General features: G+C 71.3%; 18 protein-coding genes. 7 read left to right on the top strand and 11 right to left on the bottom strand.

Annotated features, from left to right (window positions below; all coding sequences use genetic code 11):
- Positions 1-118 precede the first annotated feature (118 nt).
- On the top strand, positions 119-1,252 hold the full coding sequence (locus B0I32_RS19790; RefSeq protein WP_146178231.1) for a sialidase family protein: 1,134 nt from the start codon (positions 119-121) through the stop codon (positions 1,250-1,252).
- 24 nt (positions 1,253-1,276) lie between these two features.
- Here the strand turns inward: B0I32_RS19790 and B0I32_RS59965 are convergent, their stop codons facing one another.
- Positions 1,277-3,361 (bottom strand): serine/threonine protein kinase, encoded by a 2,085-nt coding sequence (locus B0I32_RS59965; RefSeq protein ID WP_245955921.1) that lies wholly within the window; start codon positions 3,359-3,361, stop codon positions 1,277-1,279.
- A gap of 141 nt (positions 3,362-3,502) precedes the next feature.
- Positions 3,503-4,072: a CGNR zinc finger domain-containing protein gene (locus tag B0I32_RS19780; protein WP_106241849.1), complete on the bottom strand. Its 570-nt coding sequence runs from the start codon at positions 4,070-4,072 to the stop codon at positions 3,503-3,505.
- A 77-nt stretch (positions 4,073-4,149) separates the two neighbouring features.
- On the opposite strand from B0I32_RS19780, the gene B0I32_RS19775 reads away from it, so the two are divergent.
- A complete protein-coding gene (locus tag B0I32_RS19775) occupies positions 4,150-5,430 on the top strand; it encodes an MDR family MFS transporter (protein WP_106241341.1) in 1,281 nt (426 codons plus the stop codon).
- A 10-nt stretch (positions 5,431-5,440) separates the two neighbouring features.
- On the opposite strand, the gene B0I32_RS19770 is transcribed toward B0I32_RS19775, so the two are convergent.
- The 3 genes from B0I32_RS19770 to B0I32_RS19760 all read right to left on the bottom strand — a co-directional run bounded on the left by B0I32_RS19770 (position 5,441) and on the right by B0I32_RS19760 (position 8,832).
- Positions 5,441-7,282, bottom strand: coding sequence for a zinc metalloprotease (locus tag B0I32_RS19770; protein ID WP_106241338.1), 1,842 nt, complete (start codon positions 7,280-7,282; stop codon positions 5,441-5,443).
- Between the two features lie 78 nt (positions 7,283-7,360).
- Positions 7,361-7,963: a TetR/AcrR family transcriptional regulator gene (locus B0I32_RS19765; protein WP_106241336.1), complete on the bottom strand. Its 603-nt coding sequence runs from the start codon at positions 7,961-7,963 to the stop codon at positions 7,361-7,363.
- A gap of 29 nt (positions 7,964-7,992) precedes the next feature.
- Positions 7,993-8,832: an oxidoreductase gene (locus B0I32_RS19760; protein WP_106241333.1), complete on the bottom strand. Its 840-nt coding sequence runs from the start codon at positions 8,830-8,832 to the stop codon at positions 7,993-7,995.
- A 99-nt stretch (positions 8,833-8,931) separates the two neighbouring features.
- Between B0I32_RS19760 and B0I32_RS19755 the strand changes: the two genes are divergently transcribed.
- Positions 8,932-9,510 (top strand): TetR/AcrR family transcriptional regulator, encoded by a 579-nt coding sequence (locus tag B0I32_RS19755; protein WP_106241331.1) that lies wholly within the window; start codon positions 8,932-8,934, stop codon positions 9,508-9,510.
- Between the two features lie 76 nt (positions 9,511-9,586).
- Positions 9,587-10,696 carry an aldo/keto reductase gene (locus tag B0I32_RS19750; protein WP_106241329.1) on the top strand — a complete coding sequence of 370 codons (1,110 nt, stop codon included), beginning with the start codon at positions 9,587-9,589 and terminating at the stop codon, positions 10,694-10,696.
- 69 nt (positions 10,697-10,765) lie between these two features.
- On the opposite strand, the gene B0I32_RS19745 is transcribed toward B0I32_RS19750, so the two are convergent.
- Positions 10,766-11,827, bottom strand: a complete 1,062-nt coding sequence (locus B0I32_RS19745; protein WP_106241326.1) for a 3-deoxy-7-phosphoheptulonate synthase — start codon at positions 11,825-11,827, stop codon at positions 10,766-10,768.
- A 291-nt stretch (positions 11,828-12,118) separates the two neighbouring features.
- Here B0I32_RS19745 and B0I32_RS19740 point away from each other — a divergent pair, with 291 nt between their 5' ends.
- The 3 genes from B0I32_RS19740 (at position 12,119) to B0I32_RS19730 (ending at position 14,634) form a co-directional block, all read left to right on the top strand.
- A complete protein-coding gene (locus B0I32_RS19740) occupies positions 12,119-13,072 on the top strand; it encodes a phage baseplate protein (protein WP_106241323.1) in 954 nt (317 codons plus the stop codon).
- A 137-nt stretch (positions 13,073-13,209) separates the two neighbouring features.
- Positions 13,210-13,935: a helix-turn-helix transcriptional regulator gene (locus tag B0I32_RS19735; RefSeq protein WP_245955920.1), complete on the top strand. Its 726-nt coding sequence runs from the start codon at positions 13,210-13,212 to the stop codon at positions 13,933-13,935.
- Between the two features lie 120 nt (positions 13,936-14,055).
- Complete coding sequence (locus tag B0I32_RS19730; protein WP_106241321.1) at positions 14,056-14,634, top strand: hypothetical protein; 579 nt, start codon at positions 14,056-14,058, stop codon at positions 14,632-14,634.
- On the opposite strand, the gene B0I32_RS19725 is transcribed toward B0I32_RS19730, so the two are convergent.
- From B0I32_RS19725 to B0I32_RS19705, 5 genes are all read right to left on the bottom strand, one after another.
- Positions 14,594-15,538 carry a glycerophosphodiester phosphodiesterase gene (locus tag B0I32_RS19725; RefSeq protein ID WP_106241318.1) on the bottom strand — a complete coding sequence of 315 codons (945 nt, stop codon included), beginning with the start codon at positions 15,536-15,538 and terminating at the stop codon, positions 14,594-14,596. The two genes, B0I32_RS19730 and B0I32_RS19725, sit on opposite strands and share 41 nt — an antisense overlap.
- A 206-nt stretch (positions 15,539-15,744) precedes the next feature.
- Complete coding sequence (locus B0I32_RS19720; protein ID WP_106241316.1) at positions 15,745-16,647, bottom strand: sugar phosphate isomerase/epimerase family protein; 903 nt, start codon at positions 16,645-16,647, stop codon at positions 15,745-15,747.
- 10 nt (positions 16,648-16,657) lie between these two features.
- Positions 16,658-18,769, bottom strand: coding sequence for a PQQ-dependent sugar dehydrogenase (locus B0I32_RS19715; RefSeq protein WP_106241313.1), 2,112 nt, complete (start codon positions 18,767-18,769; stop codon positions 16,658-16,660).
- A 197-nt stretch (positions 18,770-18,966) separates the two neighbouring features.
- A complete protein-coding gene (locus B0I32_RS19710; RefSeq protein WP_106241311.1) occupies positions 18,967-20,202 on the bottom strand; it encodes a S1C family serine protease in 1,236 nt (411 codons plus the stop codon).
- Positions 20,203-20,343: 141 nt separating this feature from the next.
- Positions 20,344-20,640: a hypothetical protein gene (locus B0I32_RS19705; RefSeq protein ID WP_146178230.1), complete on the bottom strand. Its 297-nt coding sequence runs from the start codon at positions 20,638-20,640 to the stop codon at positions 20,344-20,346.
- Positions 20,641-20,777: the final 137 nt, after the last annotated feature.

The following is a 20,777-nucleotide window of genomic DNA, read 5'->3' as shown; positions in this document are numbered from 1 at the left end:
CTGTGTCCTCTTCATGAAATGTCACAAATCTGCCAGTGCTTTGCCTAGCCTAGGCGATTCTCCGCCCGGTAGGACGGACGACGGGATGTTCCCGTTTGAGCCTGTCATGGAGGCAGTCGTGCGAAAGATGATCACCTTGGGAGTCGCGGCCGCGTTCGCGGTCCTGTCGGCGGCGACGCCGGCCGTGGCCGCCGACGACCCGGCGGCGGCCGGCCTTGACGGTTTCGGCCGCTGGCACCAGCCGGGCTGCGAGACGGTCACCGGCGACGGGACGGTGACCTTCACCCGTGACGAGGGCAGGACGCTCACGCCGACCAGCCAGGCGCCGAAGCCCGTCGTCTACACCCGTGGCCTCGTCGCGCTCGACCGTCCCGACCACTTGCTGGCCCTGTCCAACAACGTGCTGCTGACCTCGAAGGACGCCGGTTGCAGCTGGACGCAGGTGGGCCAGGTGAACGGCGCCAACCTCACGCTGACGGCGGCCCGCGGCGGCCGGGCCTACGCCTGGGACCAGAACGGCCACCTGTCGCTGGTCACGCCCAACGGCATCACGCCGCTCACCGCACCGGCCGAGGACGTCGCCGGGCTCGGCGTCGACCCGCTGCGCGGCGACCGGCTGCGGGTGGCGGACGGCGACGGGCAGCTGCGCGAATCGCGTGACGGCGGGCAGACCTGGAAGCCCGTGGGCAAGCCCGCCTTCCCTGAGACCGAGCTGCTGATGATCTACACGGCGGCGTTCGACCCGTACAACCTGAACCACGTGGTGCTGGGCGTGGCGACCGAGGGCGCCCGCGTGACCTACGACGGCGGGCGGACCTGGCGCGCCGCCACCGGCCTGAGCAGGACCGGCACCCGGGTCAACGTGTTCAGCGCGACCATCTCGCCCGCCGCGCCGAACGTCGTGTACGCGATGGGCCTGAATCTGGCGGAGAAGGACGAGCACGTGCCGTCCGACGGCCGGCACATCTACCGCTCCTTCGACGGCGGTCACCACTTCACCCCGGTCGTCGACCAGGGCGACGGGATCACCCTGCCCAACGGCCCGCTGCTCGCCGCCCATCCGAAGAACCCGCTGGTGCTCTACTTCGCGTGGGGCACCGGCTGGTCCGACCTCGGCACCGACCTCTACCGGTACGACGCGCTGCGCGGGCGGGTCACCACCAACCACAACCCCTACGACCGGGTCACCTCGATCGCGTTCAACCCGTCGAACCCGAAGGTGATGTACCTGGGTCTGGCCGAGGAGTCCTGACGGCAGCGGGTTCGGACCTCCGGCTCACGTCTTCTGGGTGTACGTCAACGTGAGCCGGGGGTAGTCGTCGGTGTCCGCGAGCTTGCGGACGAACTTCCCCGTGAAGTCGATGACCTGGATCGTCCCCTTCTGCGCCACCTTCGCGTAGCAGTAGAGGTGGGCGTCGTCGTACCAGCCGAGGAGGTCTTCGCACTCGGTCCTGAACTGGTGCGCGGTCTTCCCGGTCACGACGTCCGAGACGCAGTAGCCGCCGCTCGGGCAGTCGGTGAGCACGAGAGCGCCGGAGGGTGAGAAGTCGTCCCAGATCTTCTCGGTGCGGGCGCCGACGCCGAGCAGGGCGTGGTCCATGTTCCCGTTCTCGTCGAAGAAGCGGATCACCCCCTTGCGCTCGTTCACCACGCCCCGGTCCTTGTCGTCCCAGGTGAAGGCCGAGGTGGCGGTGTACTCGTCGGTCGGCTGGACCTTCTTGATGGTCTTCTTCGCGACGTCGATGATGGCGAATCCGGAGTAGCGCGTCTCGTCGTTCTTGGTGCGGCTCAGGTTGAGCAGGATGCGCGAGCTGTCGCGCGACCACCCCACCATCGTCCCCACCTGCGGTTCCTTCACGCTCTTGAGGGTGAACCTGTGCCCGGTGCTCCGCTCCATGACGGTGACCGAGTCGTAGCCGTCGTCCTCGTACGTGGACTTCCTGGTCGCCACGTAACGGCCGTCGGGCGAGACGAGACCCTCGATGAGTTCGGAGTGGTAATCGAAGAGGCCGGACGTCGTCGGCAGGTAGACCCTGACGTCGTCGTCGGTGACGTCCAGCTGGTAGCTGGTGAGCGCGATGGGCTGGTCCGGGTAGTCGTACACGGTGGTCTTCGTGCCCGGCAGGGGCCGCGCGGAGGGAAGATGCGCCGAGGCGGACGGTCGCGCCGGCGGGGGCGTGGACGAGGCGTTCGTCGCGCCCAGCCGGCCCCAGGGCACGGTCACGCCGATCGTGACCAGGGCCGCCGCGGACAGCGCGGCGAGCACGCTCTTCCTGCGCCGGCGCCAGGCGGTGGCGTGCCACAACGACGACAGCGACGTGGACGGCGTCGAACCGGCCGGCGTCGAGGCGGCCTGCGGAAGGACGAACGGGGGCGAGGCGGACGGCGGCAAGGTGTCCGGCGACGATACCGACGACGCCGACGACGGCGGGGCGAACGACGGGGAAGCGGGCGGTGGGGAGGTGGACGACGGCCGGCCGGAGGCGGGCGCCGCGGTGCTCGCCGGGCCCGGCACGGAGGCGCGACCCGCCCGCGCGGGCCCGGAGGCCGCGGCCGGGCCCTGGAGCAGGCGACGGGTCGCCTGGTCGAGGGTGGGCCGGCGGGCGGGATCCTTGTTCAGGCAGTCGATCACCACCTCGCGCAGCGGGCTGTCGAAGCCGGGCACCTCCGGCGGGTTGTACAGGACCCTGGCCAGCACGGCCGGCACGCTGTCGTCGCCGAACGGCGGCCGCCCGGTGGCGGCGTAGACCATGGTGGAGGCCCAGGAGAACAGGTCGGCCGCCGGTTCCACCGGCTGCCCGAGGAACTGCTCAGGCGACATGTACGCGGGCGTCCCCATCACGGACGAGGTGAGCGTCGACGTGGCGTCGAGGGCGCGGGCGATACCGAAGTCGACCACCCTCGGCCCGTCGGGGGCGATGATCACGTTGGACGGCTTGAAGTCGCGGTGCACGATGCCGGCCTGGTGGATGGCCGCGAGGGCGGTGAGGGTGCTGACGGCCAGCCGGTGCAGACCGCCCCCGGTCCTCGGCCCGTCCTTCTCGATCACCTGCCGCAGCGACGGGCCCTCGATGTACTCGCTGACGATGTACGGCCGGCCGGCCTCGACGCCTGTGCTCAGGACCTGGGCGGTGCAGAACGCGGCCACCCGCTCGGCCACCCGCGCCTCACGCAGGAAACGCTGGACGATGTCCGGATCGAACGAGACCTCGGGGCGCAATAACTTGATCGCCACCTGCTGGTCCGACTCGGACGCCGCCAGGTACACGACGCCCTGTCCGCCCTCTCCCAGCCTGCCCAGAAGCTCGTAGTCCGCGAGCCGCCTGGGGTCCTCTGGTTTGAGCGGTGCGTACAGCGACATGAGGGAATTCTCTCGTCCATCTCCGCCCGGAACCAACAACGGCGAAGACGGGCGCGTCAGGTCAGGCGGCACACCGGGGCGCATCAGGTCGGGGGCTGCTCAAGCCGATGGGCGGGCGGCGGAGCGGGCGCGGGAGGCTGCTCAAGCCGGTGGGCGGGCGGCGGAGCGGGCGCGGAAGGCGGCCGCCTTCGTCCGGCTCTGGCAGGAGCGGGAGCAGAACTGGCGCACCGCGTTGCGGGAAGCGTCCACGTACACACGGTCGCACCCCTTGGCCTGGCACACACCGAGCCGCCCGCCGAGGTCGCTGCCGATGGCCAGCGTCAGCGCGGAGGCGAAGCCCGCGCTCCACCCCACAGACAGCGTGTCGTCGGCCCCGTGGAAGTGCATCTGCCAGGGCTCGCCCGGCACCCGGTTGAGCTGGGGGCGGGCACCCGTGCTGATGACGAGCGCGTTGACGATCCCGGCCGCCTCGTCGTCGCGCCCGCCGTCCATGGCCTCGAAGACGCGCCGGACCTTGAGCGTGGTGCCGGCCAGGTAGAGGGCCTCCTCCATGGAGACCGCCGGCTCCCCCGGCAGCACGGCGCCGATCGCCTCGGGCAGCGCGTCCGCCCTGGGCGCCGTGTACGGCCTGCCCCGGTCGCCGCCGTCGGTCAGCACGTTCACGAGCGCGGCGGCGGTGTCGAGCAGGATCGCCACGTGACTATCGAACATCACTTGACTGGTCACTCCTAGCGTCGTAGTGTCCGTGACCGACGATAGCAGTTTCGTTGGTCACGTAAGGAGCACGCATGCCCGTCCTGGGCCTCCCGCGTACCGTGTGGTGGCTCGTCCTGGCCCGGGCGATCAACCGGCTGGGCGCCTTCTCCATGGCGTTCCTCACCGTGCTGGTCACCGCCGGCTTCGGCGCGGACACGGTGACCGCCGGCCTGATCTCCGCCGCCTTCGGCCTGGCCACCATCCCGTCCCGCCTGCTCGGCGGCGTCCTGGCCGACCGCTTCGGCCGGCGCCGCACGATCGTAGCCGGGCTGACCGGCTGCGCGCTGGCGCAGGCGGGCATCGCGATGTCCGGGTCCGTGGCGATGGTGGCCGTGTTCGCCGTCCTGCTCGGGCTGGCCTTCGAGATCTACGAGCCGCCGTCCCAGGCGATGGTCGCCGACGCCGTACGGCCGGAGCGGCGGGCGCAGGCGTTCAGCCTGTTCAACACCGCCCTGGCGGTGGGCGGCATGGGAGCCGGGCTGATCGCGGCCGGGCTGGGGCGATGGGACCTGCGCTGGCTCTTCGTCGTGGACGCCGTCACCTGCCTGGCCTGCGCCGTCGTCATCCGCCTCGTCCTGCCCGCCGACTCCCCCGCCCGGCGAGCCGCCGACCTGCCGGTGGACCGGCCCGCGGACCGCCCCGCTCAGCGGCTCGTCCGGCGGGTCTTCGCCCCGTTCAGGGCCGAGGTCGCAGGGGCGGAGGCCCGGGCGGTGTGGCGGGATCGGTCGCTGCTGGTGCTGCTGGCGTCCGGGACGTTCTTCGCGCTGATCTACATGCAGGTCATGATGGCGCTGCCGCTGGCGCTCACCCGGCGCGGTCTGGAGGCCGCCGACGCCGGGCTGCTGTCGACGCTCTCGGCCGTCGTCATGGTGCTCTGCCAGCCGCTGCTGCGCCGGACGGCGACGACGCTGTCCCACCACGCGGCGATGGCCTGCGGCTACCTGCTGCTCGCCGCCGGCCTCGCCGGTTACGCCGTCGCGGACGGCCTGCCCGGGCATCTCGCCGCCACCGTGGTCTGGAGCGTCGGGGACGTGCTGATGTTCGGGCGCAGCTACGCGCTGGTGGCCGACATCGCGCCCGAGCACGCCCGCGGCCGCTACCTGTCGGTCTTCGGCACCTCCTGGGGCATCGCCACCGTCGTGGCCCCGCTGTGCAGCACCCAGCTGCTCGACCGCGCCGGACCGGTGGGGCTGTGGAGCGCCCTGGCGTGCACCTGTCTGCTGCTGGCCGCCGCCCAGCTCACGTTGATCAGGCCCCTGCTCGACAGGAGCGCCGCCGGCACGGCGCCGGCGGCGCGGTCTCCTGAACGATGACGCGAGGGCGCTACCGCTCCGCCGCGTCGCGGTAGCGGTCGGCGAGGGCGGCCGTCTGCTGGGCGGTGTAGGGGTCGAAGGTGCGCAACGCCTCCGCGCCCAGGCCGTCGAGCAGCCGCGCGGCCTGCTCCGGGTCGCCGTCGTGGCGGACGAACTCCCCGTCGGTGAACCGGATCGAGGGCCGGGCGGCGTCGAGCGCGGCGGTCCGCGTGATCGCCGCGACGACCGGGTCCCCCGTCCCCGCCTCCGCCTGGCGGCGCTCGCGTACCTCCGCAAGGGCCTGCCTCGCCGAGCCGAGCGCGTCGCTGCCGCCGAGGGCGAACCACGCGCCGACGTCCGCCGTCCGCAGCACCTCGGCGTCGCGTTCCTCGGCGAGGCCCTGCGGCGGCGCGACGCGGACGCGCAGCGGCTCGCCCGAGACCAGCCACTGGACGGGCTCGTCCGCCGGGTCGCGGCCCGGGATGGCGAGGACCGGGGTGATGTCGTACTCGCCGGGTTCGGCGAAGGTGAAGCCGGCCGAGCCGAAGGTGAGGTTGACGTTGTTGCTGAGGGACGCGCCGGGCGGCAGGGTGAGCGTGGCTTCGGCGTCCATCGCGGCCATGCACCGCTGGGCGATCGGGGTGAACGCGGCCGTCTCGTCCTGGGGCGCGCCGCGGCGGCGTACCAGGAGCTCCAGCGGTCCTGCCTTCGGGTCCAGTACCCAGCGCTCGACCCGCAGCTCCTTCGCCGTCCTGTTCTCCAGGGTGACCTTGAGGAAGACGGGCTGCCCGAAGGCGAAGACCGGCCCGGCCTCGGGGGCGGTGAGCGCCAGCCGGTACCCGTCGAACGGGATCTCCGGCGCGTACGGCGAGTGCCCGCCGGCGCCGTCGGCCCAGTACCGCACGGAGTGGAACGGCTCGCCGCCCGGGATCAGCGACGTCAGCGGCCCGTGCCGGAGGAAGGCCAGCTCGTCGGCGTCGAAGGTGAACGCGAAGTTCCGCCAGTAGTCCGCCTCGTGCCCGCCGCCCAGGTAACGCCAGTCGTAATTCATGAACGAGGTCGAGTCGGCCCGGCCCACCGCGCGCTCGAAGCGGTGCGCGAGGTTGAGCGCGTGACCCAGTTCGTGGACGATCGTCCTGATGATCCGCTGGTCCCTGGCAGCACCCGCGAACCCGGCAGTGAAGACGGCCGCGCCCTGCCGCTGGAGCAGGCCGTCGGCGTCGAACATCACCCCGGCCAGCCCGGGGATGGCCGCCCGCGACAGCAGGAGCAGGTGCAGCTCCCACGCCCGGCCCCGGAGCGAGGCGTCCCCCGTGATGAGCATGAGATCGCTCAGCATGGTGTAGAGCAGCGAGTCGTCCCAGGCGCCGGCGATCCCGGCGGGGATCGAGCTCTGCCGTCCGATCTCCTGGACCGCGAAGCCCGCGGCGCGCAGGCAGCCGCCGACCGTGCGTTCGATGCCCTCGACGACCACCGGGCTCGGCGCGGGGACGCCCTGCTCCAGCTCGATCTCCAGGCCGAGCGGGCGCAGCGCGTCGTCCTCGTGCTCGACGGGGACGATCACGCCGGTGCGCGCGGGCAGCCCGTTCAGCGGGGCGTCGAGGACGAACGTGGCCGACACCGTGCCGTCCGCCGCCGAGTCCAGGGCCAGCGAGCCCGTCGTCTTGTTCGCGGGGCTCGCCTGCCAGACGGCCGGCCACCTCCCGTCGTCGAGCGCCACCTTGGCTCCCGGCGCGGTGCGCGCCGACGCCAGGTAGCGCCGTCCCTCCGTGCGGAACACGTCCGCGCTGATCACGCCCGAGCCGTCCGCGTCCACCCGCAGCGTGACCGAGAGGTCGCCGCTCTGTCCCTCGTAGCGCCCGTCCCTGATCATGGGACCTCCTCGACCGTCGAATACGCCGGTTCCCCACGATGCGGGCGAGGGGCGGAGTGGGCATGAGTATCCCCGTACTCAGGCTGCGGCCGGGCCCCCGAGGTGGGCGATGGCCATGTCGAGCGCGGCCTCCAGGTGCGTGATCTCGCCGGTGGACAGCTGGATCAGCACTCCGCCCTGGATGCAGGCCAGCACGGCCGCCGCCGCGCGGTCGGGGTCGAGGCCGGGGGCGATCTCGCCGATGGCCTGCATGTGCCGTACGCCGGCGCCGATCTCGCGCTGCCACCGGCTCATCAGCTCGGAGACCACGGCCTGGGCGGCGGGCGTGGTGTTGCCCAGGTAGGACATGACCGAGTTGAGCGGGCAATGACGGCCCTGCCGGCGGTAACGTTCGACCACCTTGTCCCGCCACTCCCGCCACGCCTGCCAGGAGGTGAGGTAGCCGAGCTGGGGCTGCTGGTCCTCCAGCACACGGTCGGCCTCGAAGCGGGCCACGGCCAGCAGCAACTCCTCCCGCCCGCCGGGGAAGTAGTGGAACAGCTGGCTCTTGCTGGTCGCCGTCCTGCTCAGCACGTCGTCGAGGGTCGTGGCGGCCACGCCGAACTCGCGGATGTGGGCGGCCGCGCCGTCGAGGATGCGCTGCCTAGTCGCGGCGCCCTTGCGGGTCAGCGTGGGCATCATTCCTCCCAAAATGGACTCAGCGGTCCATACTACTCACCCGGCGGAAAGTCGGCCGAGCGGCTGACCTCGGCCCAGCGTTCGGCCTCGGCGGCGCGGGCCCTGGAGGAGGTCTGCGCCATCTCGACCGCCTGCGCGCCGAGCAGCAGCCGCAGCGGCGGCTCGGCCAGCTCGGCGAGGTCGGTGATGATCCGCGCGGCCCTGACCGGGTCGCCGCGCCAGGTCGCGACGGTGGATTCGCGGTAGCGGTTCATCTCGCCGACCGTGGCCTCGTAGTCCGCGCCCACCGGCAGGGCGGTCATCGACGAACCGCCCCAGTCCGTACGGAATCCGCCGGGTTCGATGATGGTGACCTTGACGCCCAGCGGCTTCAGCTCGGCGTTGAGCACCTCGGAGAAGCCTTCGACGGCGAACTTGGCGCTCTGGTAGGCGGCCAGGCCGGGCGATCCGCCGACGCGCCCGCCGATGGAGGAGAACTGGATGAAGTGGCCGGAGCGCTGCCGGCGCAGGGCCGGCAGGGCGGCCCTGGTCACGTTGAGCACGCCGTAGAAGTTCGCCTCCATCTGGGCGCGGAACTCCTCGTCCGGCATCTCCTCGATGGAGGCGCTGGTGGCGTAGCCGGCGTTGTTGACGACGACGTCGAGCCGGCCGAACGCGTCGAGCGCGAGCCGCACGGCGGCCTCGGCCGCCGTCGCGTCGGTGACGTCGAGCGCCGTGGTGCGGACGCGGTCGCCGTACGCGCGGACGAGGTCGTCGAGCTGCTCGGGGCGGCGGGCGGTGACGACGGCACGCTGCCCGCCGTCGAGCACGGCCCGCGCGAGCGCCAGGCCGAAGCCGCGCGAGCCGCCGGTGATGAGCCAGATCTTGCTCATGGAACGTCCCTGCTTCCGTTCTAACTAAACAGTCATTTATATGCTGCGTCGCGCCGGACGAGTTGTCAAATAAACGGTTAGTTGCCATAAACTGAGGGCATGTCGCAGCGACCCCGGCCCGCCAGGATCCGCGACGCCGAGGCGACCAGGGCCCGCCTGCTCCAGGCGGCCACGGCGGAGTTCGCCGCCCACGGCATCGCCGGCGCCCGCGTCGACCGCATCGGCGCCGCCGCCGACGCCAACAAGGCGCTGATCTACACCCACTTCGGCAACAAGGAGCAGTTGTTCGACGCGGTCATGGACGCGCACGTGTCCCGCGTGCTCGACCAGGTGCCCTTCACCGCCGACGACCTGCCGGGCTACGCGGGCCGCCTGTTCGACTACCTGCTCGCCCACCCCGACCAGCTGCGCCTGGCCACCTGGCACCGCCTCGAACGGTCGGGCACCGGCCACGAGACCGAGGGGCTGCGCGCGTCGATGCGGCAGAAGACGGAGACGATCGCGGCCGCCCAGGCCGGAGGGCGCGTGCCGGCCGCATTCACTCCCGAGGATCTGCTGGCCTTCACCCTGGCCCTCACCAACGCCTGGATGCCGACCAGCCCCGTCGCCGCCGCCGGCGAGGACGCGGAGCAGCACCGCGCCGCGGTCGTGGAGGCCGTCCGCCGTCTCGTCACCTGATCGACATTTCTGGACTTGCCAGTCCATTTTCTGATGTGCAGGCTGAACGCACCCCATCAGAAAGAGAGACACGGCCATGTCCATGGACCGCTACTACCTGCTCGGACGCTCCGGGCTGCGGGTCAGCCCGCTGGCGCTGGGCACGATGAACTTCGGCACCGGCGGCTACCACGCCGCGTACGGCAAGACCGAAGAGGAGGCCCGCCCGATCTTCCGCCGCTACCTCGAAGCCGGCGGCAACCTCATCGACACCGCCGACTTCTACACGGCCGGCGAGAGCGAGACCATCCTCGGCCGGCTCATCGCCGAGGCCGGTGTGCGCGACCGGGTGGTGCTGACCACGAAGTACACCAACAGCGTCGATCCCGGCGATCCGAACGCGGGCGGCAACGGCCGCAAGCACCTGATCAGGGCGGTCGAGGCGTCGCTGCGCCGCCTGCGTACCGACCACATCGACCTGTTCCTGCTGCACACCTGGGACCGCATCACCCCGGTCGAGGAGGTCCTGCGCACCTTCGACGACCTCGTCAGGGCCGGGAAGATCCGCCACGCGGGCCTGTCGGACGTGCCCAGCTGGTACGCCGCCCGCGCCCAGACCTACGCCGAGGCCCACGCCCTCGAACCGATGGTCAGCCTGCAACTGCCCTACTCCCTCGTCGACAGGGAGATCGAGCGCGAACACGTCCCTATGGGTCAGGCGCTGGGGCTCGGCGTCACCGCGTGGAGCCCGCTCGCCGGCGGATTCCTCACCGGCAAGTACCGGCCCACCGGCCAGGGGCTGGCCGGACCCGGCCGGCTCAGTGGCGAGACACCGGAGTGGTCCGAGCGGGAGTGGGGGATCCTGGCGGCGGTCGAGAGCGTGGCAGGGAAGCTGGGCGTGCCGATGGCCCAGGTCGCGCTCAACTGGGTCGCCACCCAGCCGGGCATCGCCTCCGCGATCGTCGGCGCCGGCAGCGCGGCCCAGCTCGACGCCAACCTCGCGGCGCTCGACTTCGAATTGCCCGCCGAGCTGCGGGCCGAGCTCGACCAGGCGAGCGCGGAGCCGCCTCGTTCGCTCTACCGGATGTTCACCGGCGGCTACCAGAGCCTGCTGGTCAGTCCGGGCGTCAAGGTCGGGGACAAGCCGGACGGCTACTCCCCCGCCGTCCGCAATTGGGTTGAGGCGGAGCACTCTGCCACGTCGTGATCTGCGCGGAGATCTGGACCTGGCGTTCGTTCCCGCGCACGTCAGCCCGGCCGACGTGCGCGGGCGCGGCTAGCCGGCGGTGGCGCGGCGGGCGCGGACGGCCTCGGCCAGGACGTCGAGCAGGCGTTCCGTCTCGTCCCAGCCGACGCAGGCGTCGGTGATGCTCTGCCCGTACGTCAGCGTCTCGCGCGGGCCCGGCTCCTGCCGGCCCGGCACGATGAAGCTCTCCACCATCAGCCCGGCGATCCCGGTGTCGCCGGCGGCGATGCGGGCGGCCACCTCCCCGACGACCTCGGCCTGCCGTACGTGGTTCTTGCCGCTGTTGCCGTGGCTGGCGTCCACGACCAGCCGCTTCGGCCGGTCGGCCTTGGCCAGCAGGGTGAGGGCGTCGCGGACCGAGTCGGCGTCGTAGTTGGGGCCGCCGCGACCGCCGCGCAGGATGATGTGGCAGTCGGGGTTGCCGGTGGTGCTGACCACCGCGGAGCGGCCCTCGTCGTCGATGCCGAAGAAGACCTGCGGGTGCGAGGAGGCCTGCACGCCGTCGATCGCCACCTGCACGTCGCCGTCCGTGGCGTTCTTGTAGCCGACGGGCATGGACAGGCCCGAGGTGAGCTGCCGGTGCACCTGGCTCTCCGGCGTACGGGCGCCGATCGCGCCCCAGGTGACGGCGTCGGCGATGTACTGCGGGCTGTTGGGTTCGAGGAACTCGCAGCCGACCGGCAGGCCGAGGCTGAGCACGTCGAGCAGCACCGTACGGGCCGTGCGCAGGCCGCGCCGCACGTCGTGGCCGCCGTCGATGTCGGGGTCGTTGATGAGCCCCTTCCAGCCGATCGTGGTACGGGGCTTCTCGAAGTAGACGCGCATGACCACGAGCAGGGCGTCGTCCATGTCCCTGGTGGCCTCGGACAGGCGGCGGGCGTAGTCGAGCGCCGCTTCCGGGTCGTGCACCGAGCACGGCCCGATGACGAGCAGCAGCCGGTCGTCGGCGCCGGTCAGCACCTCACGGGCGGCGCGGCGGCTGGCGGCCACCAGCGCGGCGCGTTCCTCGCCCAGCGGCTGTTCCGTGCGCACCTCTGTCGGCGTCGGCAGGGCCTCGAACGAGGTGATGCGCAGATCGCTGGTTTCGGTCATGGGTCGTGTCCCTCGTGCTCGACGGCGGTACGGCCCACGCCCAGATCTCCGGAACCGACCGCCTAAATGACGAAAAGCAGAGACGGGTCGTCTCTGCTTCGTGGCTCCGGATGATCAGTAAGTCAGCGCATGTGACTCTGGGCCCCACCCGGAGCCGGCACATAGCGCCAAAATCGACTGATCAACATGGCCCGAACGGTACCAGGGCGGTGCGGAAATCTCCAAATCAGCACGTCGGTCCGGACTAGGGTGTGTTGATCAAGACATGACTCCCCGTTGGAAGGACGGCAAATGACCTCCCACCTGCCGATGTCCCGCAGGGGCCTGCTCAAGCTCGGCGCCGGCGCCGCCGCGACCGCCGCGCTGGCGGCGCGTCCCGCCGCCGCCGCCGAGGGCCGCTTCGAGCTGACCGCCCCGGCGTCGCCGCTGATCTGGAAGAAGGGCCTGTACGACGAGACCGTCCTGCAGTCGCTCGCCTTCGACAACGTCCACGGGCACATCTACACGCTCCAGGTGAAGAACGGCACCGGCCAGAACGCCGCGGGCAACCTGTGCCTGACCAAGCTCAGCCTCACCGGCACGGTGCTCGGCCACATGTACCTCATGGGCTTCGGCCACGGCGTGCAGTTCGGGGTCGAGCCGTCGGGCTCGTCGGCGTACCTGTGGACGGAGACGGACGGGGTGAGCGACGGCACCAGCTCCAGGGGCAGCCGGTTGGCCAGGTTCAAGTTCGCGAACGGCCAGACGCTGACCACGTCGTCCCCGGCGCTGACCAAGTACAAGCCGATCTCCGACGCGGAGAACACCACGTGCGCGATCGATCCGTCGACCAACCGGCTGATCATGCGGTACGCGGACGGGAGCAGCTTCCGTTACGCCGTCTACTCGCTGCCGGCGCTCAAAGCGGGCACGGCCAGGCCGCTGTTCGAGATCGCGCAGCCCACGGGCCTGGGCGTCTTCCAGGGGTACGCGGCGTACGGGAACTTCGTCTACATGCTGACCGGCGAGGCCTACAGCGAGGCCAACCCCGCGCCGGGCAACACGTACATCACCTGCCTGGACCTGCGGACGGGCGAGCAGGTCCAGCGGGCGCGCACCGAGGCGGGCCGGTCCCTGGACTACCGCGAGCCCGAGGGCATGGGCATCCAGCTCGTCTCCGGCGCCCCGCGTCTCTGCCTCGGCCTGGCCTCGGGCGTGACGGGCGCGCGCAAGGCCAGCATCTTCTACAAGTCCGCGCTCGTCTGAGTCCAGCCGTTGAGTCCGGCCGTTGAGTCCGGCCGTTGAGTCCGGCCGTTGAGTCCGGCCGTTGAGTCCGGCCGTCCGGCCGTGAATTGTCCCTGGCTCCTGGCAGGATCGGTCGGTGAGGGGAGGAGGAGCGGAGCGTGGAGGAGAGCGTCTCGCTGGCGCGGCTGGCCCGCCGGCTGGAAGAGGTGGTGGGTGACCTGCGTGGCATCCCCGTCGAGGTCGAGCGGGTGGAGGACAACGACCTGGTCCGCCGGCTGATCGCGCAGGCCGCCGACTCCTCCCGCGAGCTGCGGGCCATGCAGCCGCTGGGCGCGACGGAGACGGGTCGCGACGAGCAGCGGAGCAGGCGTCACGTGCTCGACGCGCTGCGGCAGGGCCTGTCGATGCGGACGATCATCCACTCGAGCGTGCTCGACGACCCGCGCAAGGCGGCCAGGATCAGGGAGCTGCACGCCGCGGGCGATCTGCACCGCCTGATCGACGAGCCGATCCAGCAGTTGCTGGTCTTCGACCGCTCGGTGGCGTTCGTCCGGATCACGCCCGTCCCCTTCGCTCCCGGCGCGCTGGTGATCCGCCAGCAGAGCCTGATCACCACCCTCATCGACCTGTTCGAGCAGACGTGGATCAGGGCCAGGGAGGTCACGGAGCCGGGGCAGCGGCTGACCCCGCGCGAGCGCGAGGTGCTGGCGCTGATCGCGGAGGGCCGCTCCAACAGCGCCGTCGCGCGTGCCCTGTCGATCTCGGAGGCGGCCGTCGGCAAACACGTGGCCAGCGTGTTCACCAAGCTCGACCTGCCCGCGAGCGAGGACGACAACCGGCGGGTGCTGGCGGTGCTGGCCTATCTGCGGGGTGCGGCCAGGTAGGGCCAGGCACTGAGGGGCCCCTTGAAGGGTGCGACCGGGTAGGGCCAGGTCTACCTCGACCTCGCGCCACCCCCAGCGCGAATGGGGGCGAATGACCACTTAGATAGAGTCATGCAACGAATGTCTGGTTTGTTGGTGGGCGCGATTTTCGGCGCGGTCTTCATCCTCGTCAACGCGCAGAGCCCGTTGAGCGCGCCGGTGGCGCTCGTCCTGCGGGTGGCCGCCTGCCTGGCAGCCGCGGGGGTGATCGCCATGTGGTTCATGACGGCCAGGAAAGAGCGGTCGGCCGTACGCGGGGAAGGGGCGGCCGGGCAGCAGGAAGGGCCCGCCGGGCAGGAGGAGCGGCCCGGGAACATGTTCGGCCGGGGATACCTGATCGTGGTCGCCGCCGAGGTCGTCCTGCTCTTCGGCGGGCTGCGGGTGATGGCCGCCCTGGGCGCGCCCGCGCAGGCCAACGTGGGCTGGGTGGCGCTCGTGGTCGGCGTGCACTTCATCGCGCTGGCGCCGGTGTGGAAGGACTGGGGCATCGCGGTGCCCGGCGTGGTGCTCACGCTGCTCGGCGCCGCCGGGCTGGTGCTGGCGGCCACCGGATCCGCGCTGGCGTGGGTGCCGATCATCAGCGGCGTGCTGTCCGGCGTGGTGCTGCTGGGCGGTTCGCTCACCTTCGGCTGGCGGAACGTGCGGGCCTCGGCCCTGTGACCTCGTGGAGGCGGTCTGGCCTGTTGGTCATGATGCCGTCCACCCCGTACGAGACCAGCCGGCGGATGAGGGGCGACCGGTCCGCCGACCAGGTGTAGACCCGCATGCCCCGCTTGTGGGCTTTCCTGACGTAGGCCGCGGTGAGCCCGGCGTGCGGCACGGTGAGCCCGTCGGCGTAGCGGGCCAGCTCGGTGAGCCGGTCGGCGGCGGGCTTGCCGAGCAGCGCGATGGGCAGGCCGGGCACCATGTCGCGCAGGACCCGCATCGACTGCCAGCCGAACGCCTGCACGGTCAGCCGTTCGCCGCTCCAGAGCTCGCGGGCCTCCTGCAGCTCGGCGGCCACCCGCCGGTCGATGTCCGGGCGGTAGGGCGGGTGCTTGACCTCCACCAGCAGCCTCGTGGCGGTGCCGCGTACCGACTGCAGGGCCTGCGTCAGCGTCGGCACCCCCTCGCCTCGGTAGCGCGGGGAGAACCAGGAGCCGGCGTCCAGGCGGCGGATCTCCGCGAGGGTGAAGTCCGCGACCCGCCACGGGGCGCGCCCGGGGAAGACCTTCTCCACGTTGGTGGTGCGCTCCAGTGTCTCGTCGTGCATCAGCACGAGCCGCCCGTCCTTGGTCTGCTGGACGTCGAACTCGCACACGTCCGCCCGCTGCGCCCTGGCCAGCGCGCAGGCCGCGATGGTGTTCTCCGGCGCGTGCGCGGCACCGCCCCGATGCGCGATGTTGTCGACGCGATGGGCGACGCGGTGAGCGGCACGATGGGCGACACGGGGAGCGGCACGGTGAGCGGCAGGGTGAGCGGCACGACCGACGCGGTCGGCGAGGTCGTCGCGCGGTGCGGCGAGGGCGGGGGTGGCGGTGAGGATCAGGGTGACGGCGGTGGCGACGCCGAGCGAGCGGTACATGGTCCTCCCCAGGCGTGCTCCCCATGTCGAGTTATGCGGAAATGTGCCCAGAAAGGCGTCAAAGACCGCTTTCGGCGGAGATCCGGACGAAGATTTGGGACAGACGCGACGAGCCACCGGTCGGTCCCGCCGCAGGGGGACCGACCAGCGCCGAGCCCGGCCCGCACAGTGCGGGCCGGGCTCGGGTCACGTCAGTCCGGAACGGGTCAGAACCGGAGCTTGCGCAGGTAGCGGTAGCCGATCTCCGACGTACGCCGCGGCGTCACGTCCGGGCTGTCGTTCTCCACGATGTACTCCCGCACCTGGTGGGCGTCGAAGACCCGGCGGAAGTCGATCATGCCGGTGCCGAGGTCGGCATGGTCGCCGTCGAGGTGCCGATCCTTGACGTGGTACTGCAGCACGCGCTGCGGCGCCCTGCGGATGACGTCGATGGCGAACTTGATCGGATCCCTGGCGCCGCGCCCGACGCCGCCGGTGACCGCCCAGTAGATGTCGATCTCCAGGTGGACCAGGCGCGGATCGAGCTCACGGGTGAGCACGTCCCACGGCGTCACGCCGCCGCCGAGGTCGGTGGTGAACTCGTGGGCGTGGTTGTGGTAGCCGTACCGCAGTCCGGCCGAGCGGGCGGCCCGCGCCTCGACGTTCATCCGCTCGGCCCAGCCCTTCCACTCGTCCAGGCTGTCGGACTGCAGGAAGGGCACGACCATGTACGTCTGGCCGAGGGTCAGCGCGTTCTGGATCTTCGTGTCCAGGGCGGCGTCGTCGGGGCTGATGCCGTCGTGGCTGGAGCTGGCCTGGATCCCGAGCCCGTCGAAGAACGTACGCAGCTGCTGCGCCGTCCGCCCGAAGTAGCCGAGCGCGACCTCGACCTTCGGGTAGCCGATCTCGGCCAGGTAGGTCAGCGTGGTGTCGTAGTTCTGGGCGAGGTCGTCGCGCACCGTGTAGAGCTGCATGCTGATCTGGCCCGACGGGACACGTCGCTTGGGGTGATGGTGGTGCGGCGGCGTGGCCGCGGCGGCGGCGGGAGACGCGGCGGCCAGCGCGGCCGCCCCGAGCCCGAGGCCCGCGGCGAGCAGGGAGCGTCTGCTCGGCTCGTACCCGTAACACATGGTGGATCTCCTAACTCGTGGGCTGGAGCACGACCTCGGTGCTGCCGGTCAGCCCTGGCAGGTCGCCGGTGCCGGGGTCGGTGTAGGTGGCGACGAAGACGCCGGTCAGCTCGTCGTTCTCGGGGTCGTGGCCGCTCGGCACGGTGGTCTGGATCGAGCCCGTGCAGCCGCGCGCCGTGGTCTGCGGATGGCCGTGGTCGTCGTGGCCGAGGATGTAGTTCACGGTCACGTTCGCGCAGTTCACCGGCTGGTCGTCGGTGACGCGCACCTCGAACTCGATCAGGTCGCCGAAGCTGAACGGCTGTCCCGCGACGGGCCTGACCAGCTCGACGACCGGGACGGCGTTGCCGATGACGATCCGCACCGACGTGGAGGCCGACATGCCGGCGTCGTCGGTGACCCTGAGGGTGGCCTGGTAGAGGCCGTCCTGCCGGTAGGTGAACGACGCCGAGGGGCTGCGTGAGTCGACCCTGCCGTCGGCGTCGAAGTCCCACGCGTAGCGGAGCCGGTCGCCGTCAGGGTCGCTGGTGCCGGTGCTGGTGAAGGAGACCGTCAGCGGGGCGAGCCCGCCCGTCGCCGACGCCTGCGCCGCCGGGATCGGCGTGCGGTTGCCGGTGTGGCCGGTGAAGTCGATCCTGGCCAGCTGGGCGTCCGGGTTCTCGCTGAAGTAGCCGTCCCCGTACTCCAGCACGTACAGCGCGCCGTCGGGGCCGAACTCCATGTCCATCGGGTTGTCGAAGACGATCGAGGGCAGCACGCTCTCGATCCGCTGACCACGGTTGAACATCGCCTTGACGTAGTCGCGGGTCCACTCGTAGAACAGCGGGACGCCGTCGTAGTACTTCGGCCAGGCCACGGCGCGGGGGCCGCGGGTGTCGGCCGGGTCGTAGTCGTACGCGGGCCCGCCCATCGGGCCGATGCCGCCCGTGCCCAGGGCGGGGAACTCGGCCGACGTCCCGTACGAGTACCAGACGTCCGGCTGCGTCACCGGCGGCAGCCGGCGCAGCCCGGTGTTGTGCGGCGACTCGTTGACCGGGGCTGCGCAGTCGAACGTGGCCCCCGACGCGCCGGTGCCGAAGTCGTAGTCCACGTACGGCAGCCGCGCCGTCGCGCAGTAGGGCCAGCCGTAGTTGCCCGCCTTGCGGATCGTGGTCCACTTGCCGGTCCCCGACGGGCCGCGCTGCGGGTTGGCCTGCTGCTGGTCGGGCGAGTAGTCGCCGACGTACAGGTCACCGGTGCGGCGGTTGAGCTCGATGCGGAACGGGTTGCGCAGACCCATCGCGTAGATCTCCGGCCGGGTGTTCTTCGTGCCGGGCCGGAAGAGGTTGCCGTGCGGGATCGCGTAGGAGCCGTTGTCGCGGACCTTGATGCGCAGGATCTTGCCGCGCAGGTCGTTGGTGTTGCCCGCACTGCGCTGGGCGTCGAACGCCGGGTTGCGGTCGGCCCGCTCGTCGATCGGGGTGTAGCCGTCGGAGAAGAACGGGTTCGTGTCGTCTCCGGTGGACAGGTACAGGTTGCCCGCGGCGTCGAAGACGATGTCGCCGCCGACGTGGCAGCAGATCCCGCGATCCACCGGCACGTCGAGGATGCGCTGCTCGGTGCGCAGGTCGATGGTGCTGCCGCTCCAGCGGTACCGGGACAGCCGGATCAGGCCCTTGAACGGCGCGAAGTCCTGCGGTGTCCCGGTGAACGGGGCGTCGCCCTCGTTGACGTTCGGCGTGGCCGGGTCGTCGACGGGGGTGTCGAGCGGCGGCGAGTAGTAGAGGTAGACCCAGTCGTCCTTCTTGGAGCCCTTGCCGAAGCCGGGGCTGAGCGCGATGCTCTGCAGGCCCTCCTCGTCGTGCCGGTAGACGTCGAGCCGGGCGGCGAGCGTGTTGAGGCCCGTCTTGGGGTCGTGTAACCAGACCTCGCCGGGTCTGGTGGTGTGTAAGACCCTCGAATCGGGTAACACCGCCAGGTCCATCGGCTCACCGGGGTTGTCGTTGAGCGTCACCTTCTGGAACTGACTGTCGGGCGGCGGGGCCGCGGCGCCTGATGGCGCCCCGGCGCCGGCGGCCAGTGCGGCCTGCGGCATGAGGATCGCCGCAGCAGTCAACGCCACGATCGTGGTTCTCACTCGCATGCCTCTCTCCTTCGGTTTACTCGGGTGTGTAAGAGAGGGCAAAGTAACGTGAATGTAACCCGAGTTACGCCGATCGAGGAGGGCCTAATCGCCACCGATCGCTCACCTTTCGCGGCTCATCGCACTAAGTGCCGACGCGAACGCGGATCGCCCCCTGCCCGCGGGGCGCGGGCAGGGGGCGATCGGGAGCCTTCGGTCTAGTTCTTCTTCTCCTGCATGGTGACGGTCACGGTGCTCTCCTTGCCGTCACGCTGGTAGGTGATCTCGACCCGCTGGCCGACCTTGTAGCCGCGGACCTGGCCGACGACGGTGTCGCCGCCCTGGACCGGCGTCGCGCCGATCCTGGTGATCAGGTCGCCCTCCTTGAGCCCGGCCTTCTCGGCCGGGCTGCCCGCCGTGATCTGGCGGACGAGCGCGCCGGACACGTCGCCGGCGGCGTCGGTGACGCTCACGCCGAGGTACACGTGGCTCACCGTCCCCTTGCTGATGAGCTGCTCGGAGACGTGCTTGGCGGTGTTGACCGGGATGGCGAAGCCCAGGTTGACGCCGTCGGCGGCCACCGCGCTGTTGATGCCGACCAGTTCGCCGGCCGCGTTCACCAGGGCGCCGCCGGAGTTGCCGGGGTTGATCGCGGCGTCGGTCTGGATCATGCCGCCGAGCGTGGTGGTCTCCTCCTGGCCCTGCTGCCGGCCGCCCCAGCCGGGCGGGAGCTGCTGCTCGTTCGGGGCGTTACCCGAGGTCACGGTGCGGTCGAGCGCGCTGACGATGCCCGAGGTCACCGTCCCGTCCAGGCCCAGGGGGCTGCCGATGGCCAGCACGTCGTCACCCACCTTGAGCTGGTCGCTGTCGCCGAGCGCCACCTTGGCCAGCCCCGAGACGCCCTCGGCCTTGATCACGGCCAGGTCGGTGGCCGGGTCGGTGCCGAGCACGGTGGCCTTGGCCGTCTTCCCGTCGTTGAACTTCACGGTCAGACCGGCGTTCTGCCCGGACACGACGTGGTTGTTGGTCAGGATCCGGCCGTCCTCCGACAGCACCACGCCCGAGCCCTCGCTCGTCCGCCCCTGGATCATCACCACGGACGGCTGCACCTTCGCCGCCACCTCCGCGACCGTGTACTGATCGGCCGCCGTGTGGAACACCGGGCTCGGGTTCGCCGGCGTGGCGGTCACCACCGCCGGGCCGTTTCCTCCCGCGAGGGACGCGCCCACCGCGCCGCCGCCCAGCGCCGCCACCGACATCGCGGCGACGGCGGCCAGGGCGAGGCCGGCGATCGCCTTGCGGGTCAGCACGAAACCCGTCCTGGGTGGCGCCGGGGGCGACGGCGGCATCGGCGGCGGAGGCAACGGGCTCGTCGGCCGGGTGAACCCTCCGGTGGTGGGCGGCCTGTCGCCGAACTGGCTCCAGCCACCGGTACGAGGCTCGTTCGCGTCCATGTCATCTCCTAGTGTCCCGATGACACCAGGTTGGCCAACACCAGGTAAATCCCGGCTAAGCAGGCGATCTCCCGGCCGCACCGGCCCTGACACCTGCCTTATCGCCCCTGGCAGGAGCGATCATCACCGCCGGAAAAAAATCTAGGGCGCGGTGTCGCAGTACGGCCCCGGCGGCACCTCCGGCGCGGTGATCGCCAGGCACATCACGTCGCCGGGGACCAGCGGCGGGTAGGGCTCGTACCAGCCCTGGACGTGGTCGTCGCCGGTGAAGTGCGTGAGGCTGCCGGTGACCGGCGTGCCGTTGACCGTGGCGTCCACCGCGAGCGTGGTGGGCCGCGGCCGGATCGTGAAGGCGAAGCGGCCGTCGTCGAGGCCCGCGCACACCCGGGTCTCGGGCAGGCACATCGGGACGTCCGCGCGGGCGGGTGGCGCCGCCACGAGGAGGGCGAGCGGGACGGACAGCCCCAGGAGCAGGCGGGTGATCGGTTCGGCGTGGATGGCGCACTCCCGTCGGTCGCGTGATCGTTCGCGGGTCTCGCGAAGCGATCCGACCCTAGCCCGATCACCAGGTCAGG

The sequence above is a fragment of the Nonomuraea fuscirosea genome, from assembly GCF_003001935.1.
GTDB lineage: Bacteria > Actinomycetota > Actinomycetes > Streptosporangiales > Streptosporangiaceae > Nonomuraea > Nonomuraea fuscirosea.
Note: the sequence above shows the minus strand (reverse complement) of the source record. Positions and strands in the feature narration are given on the sequence as shown.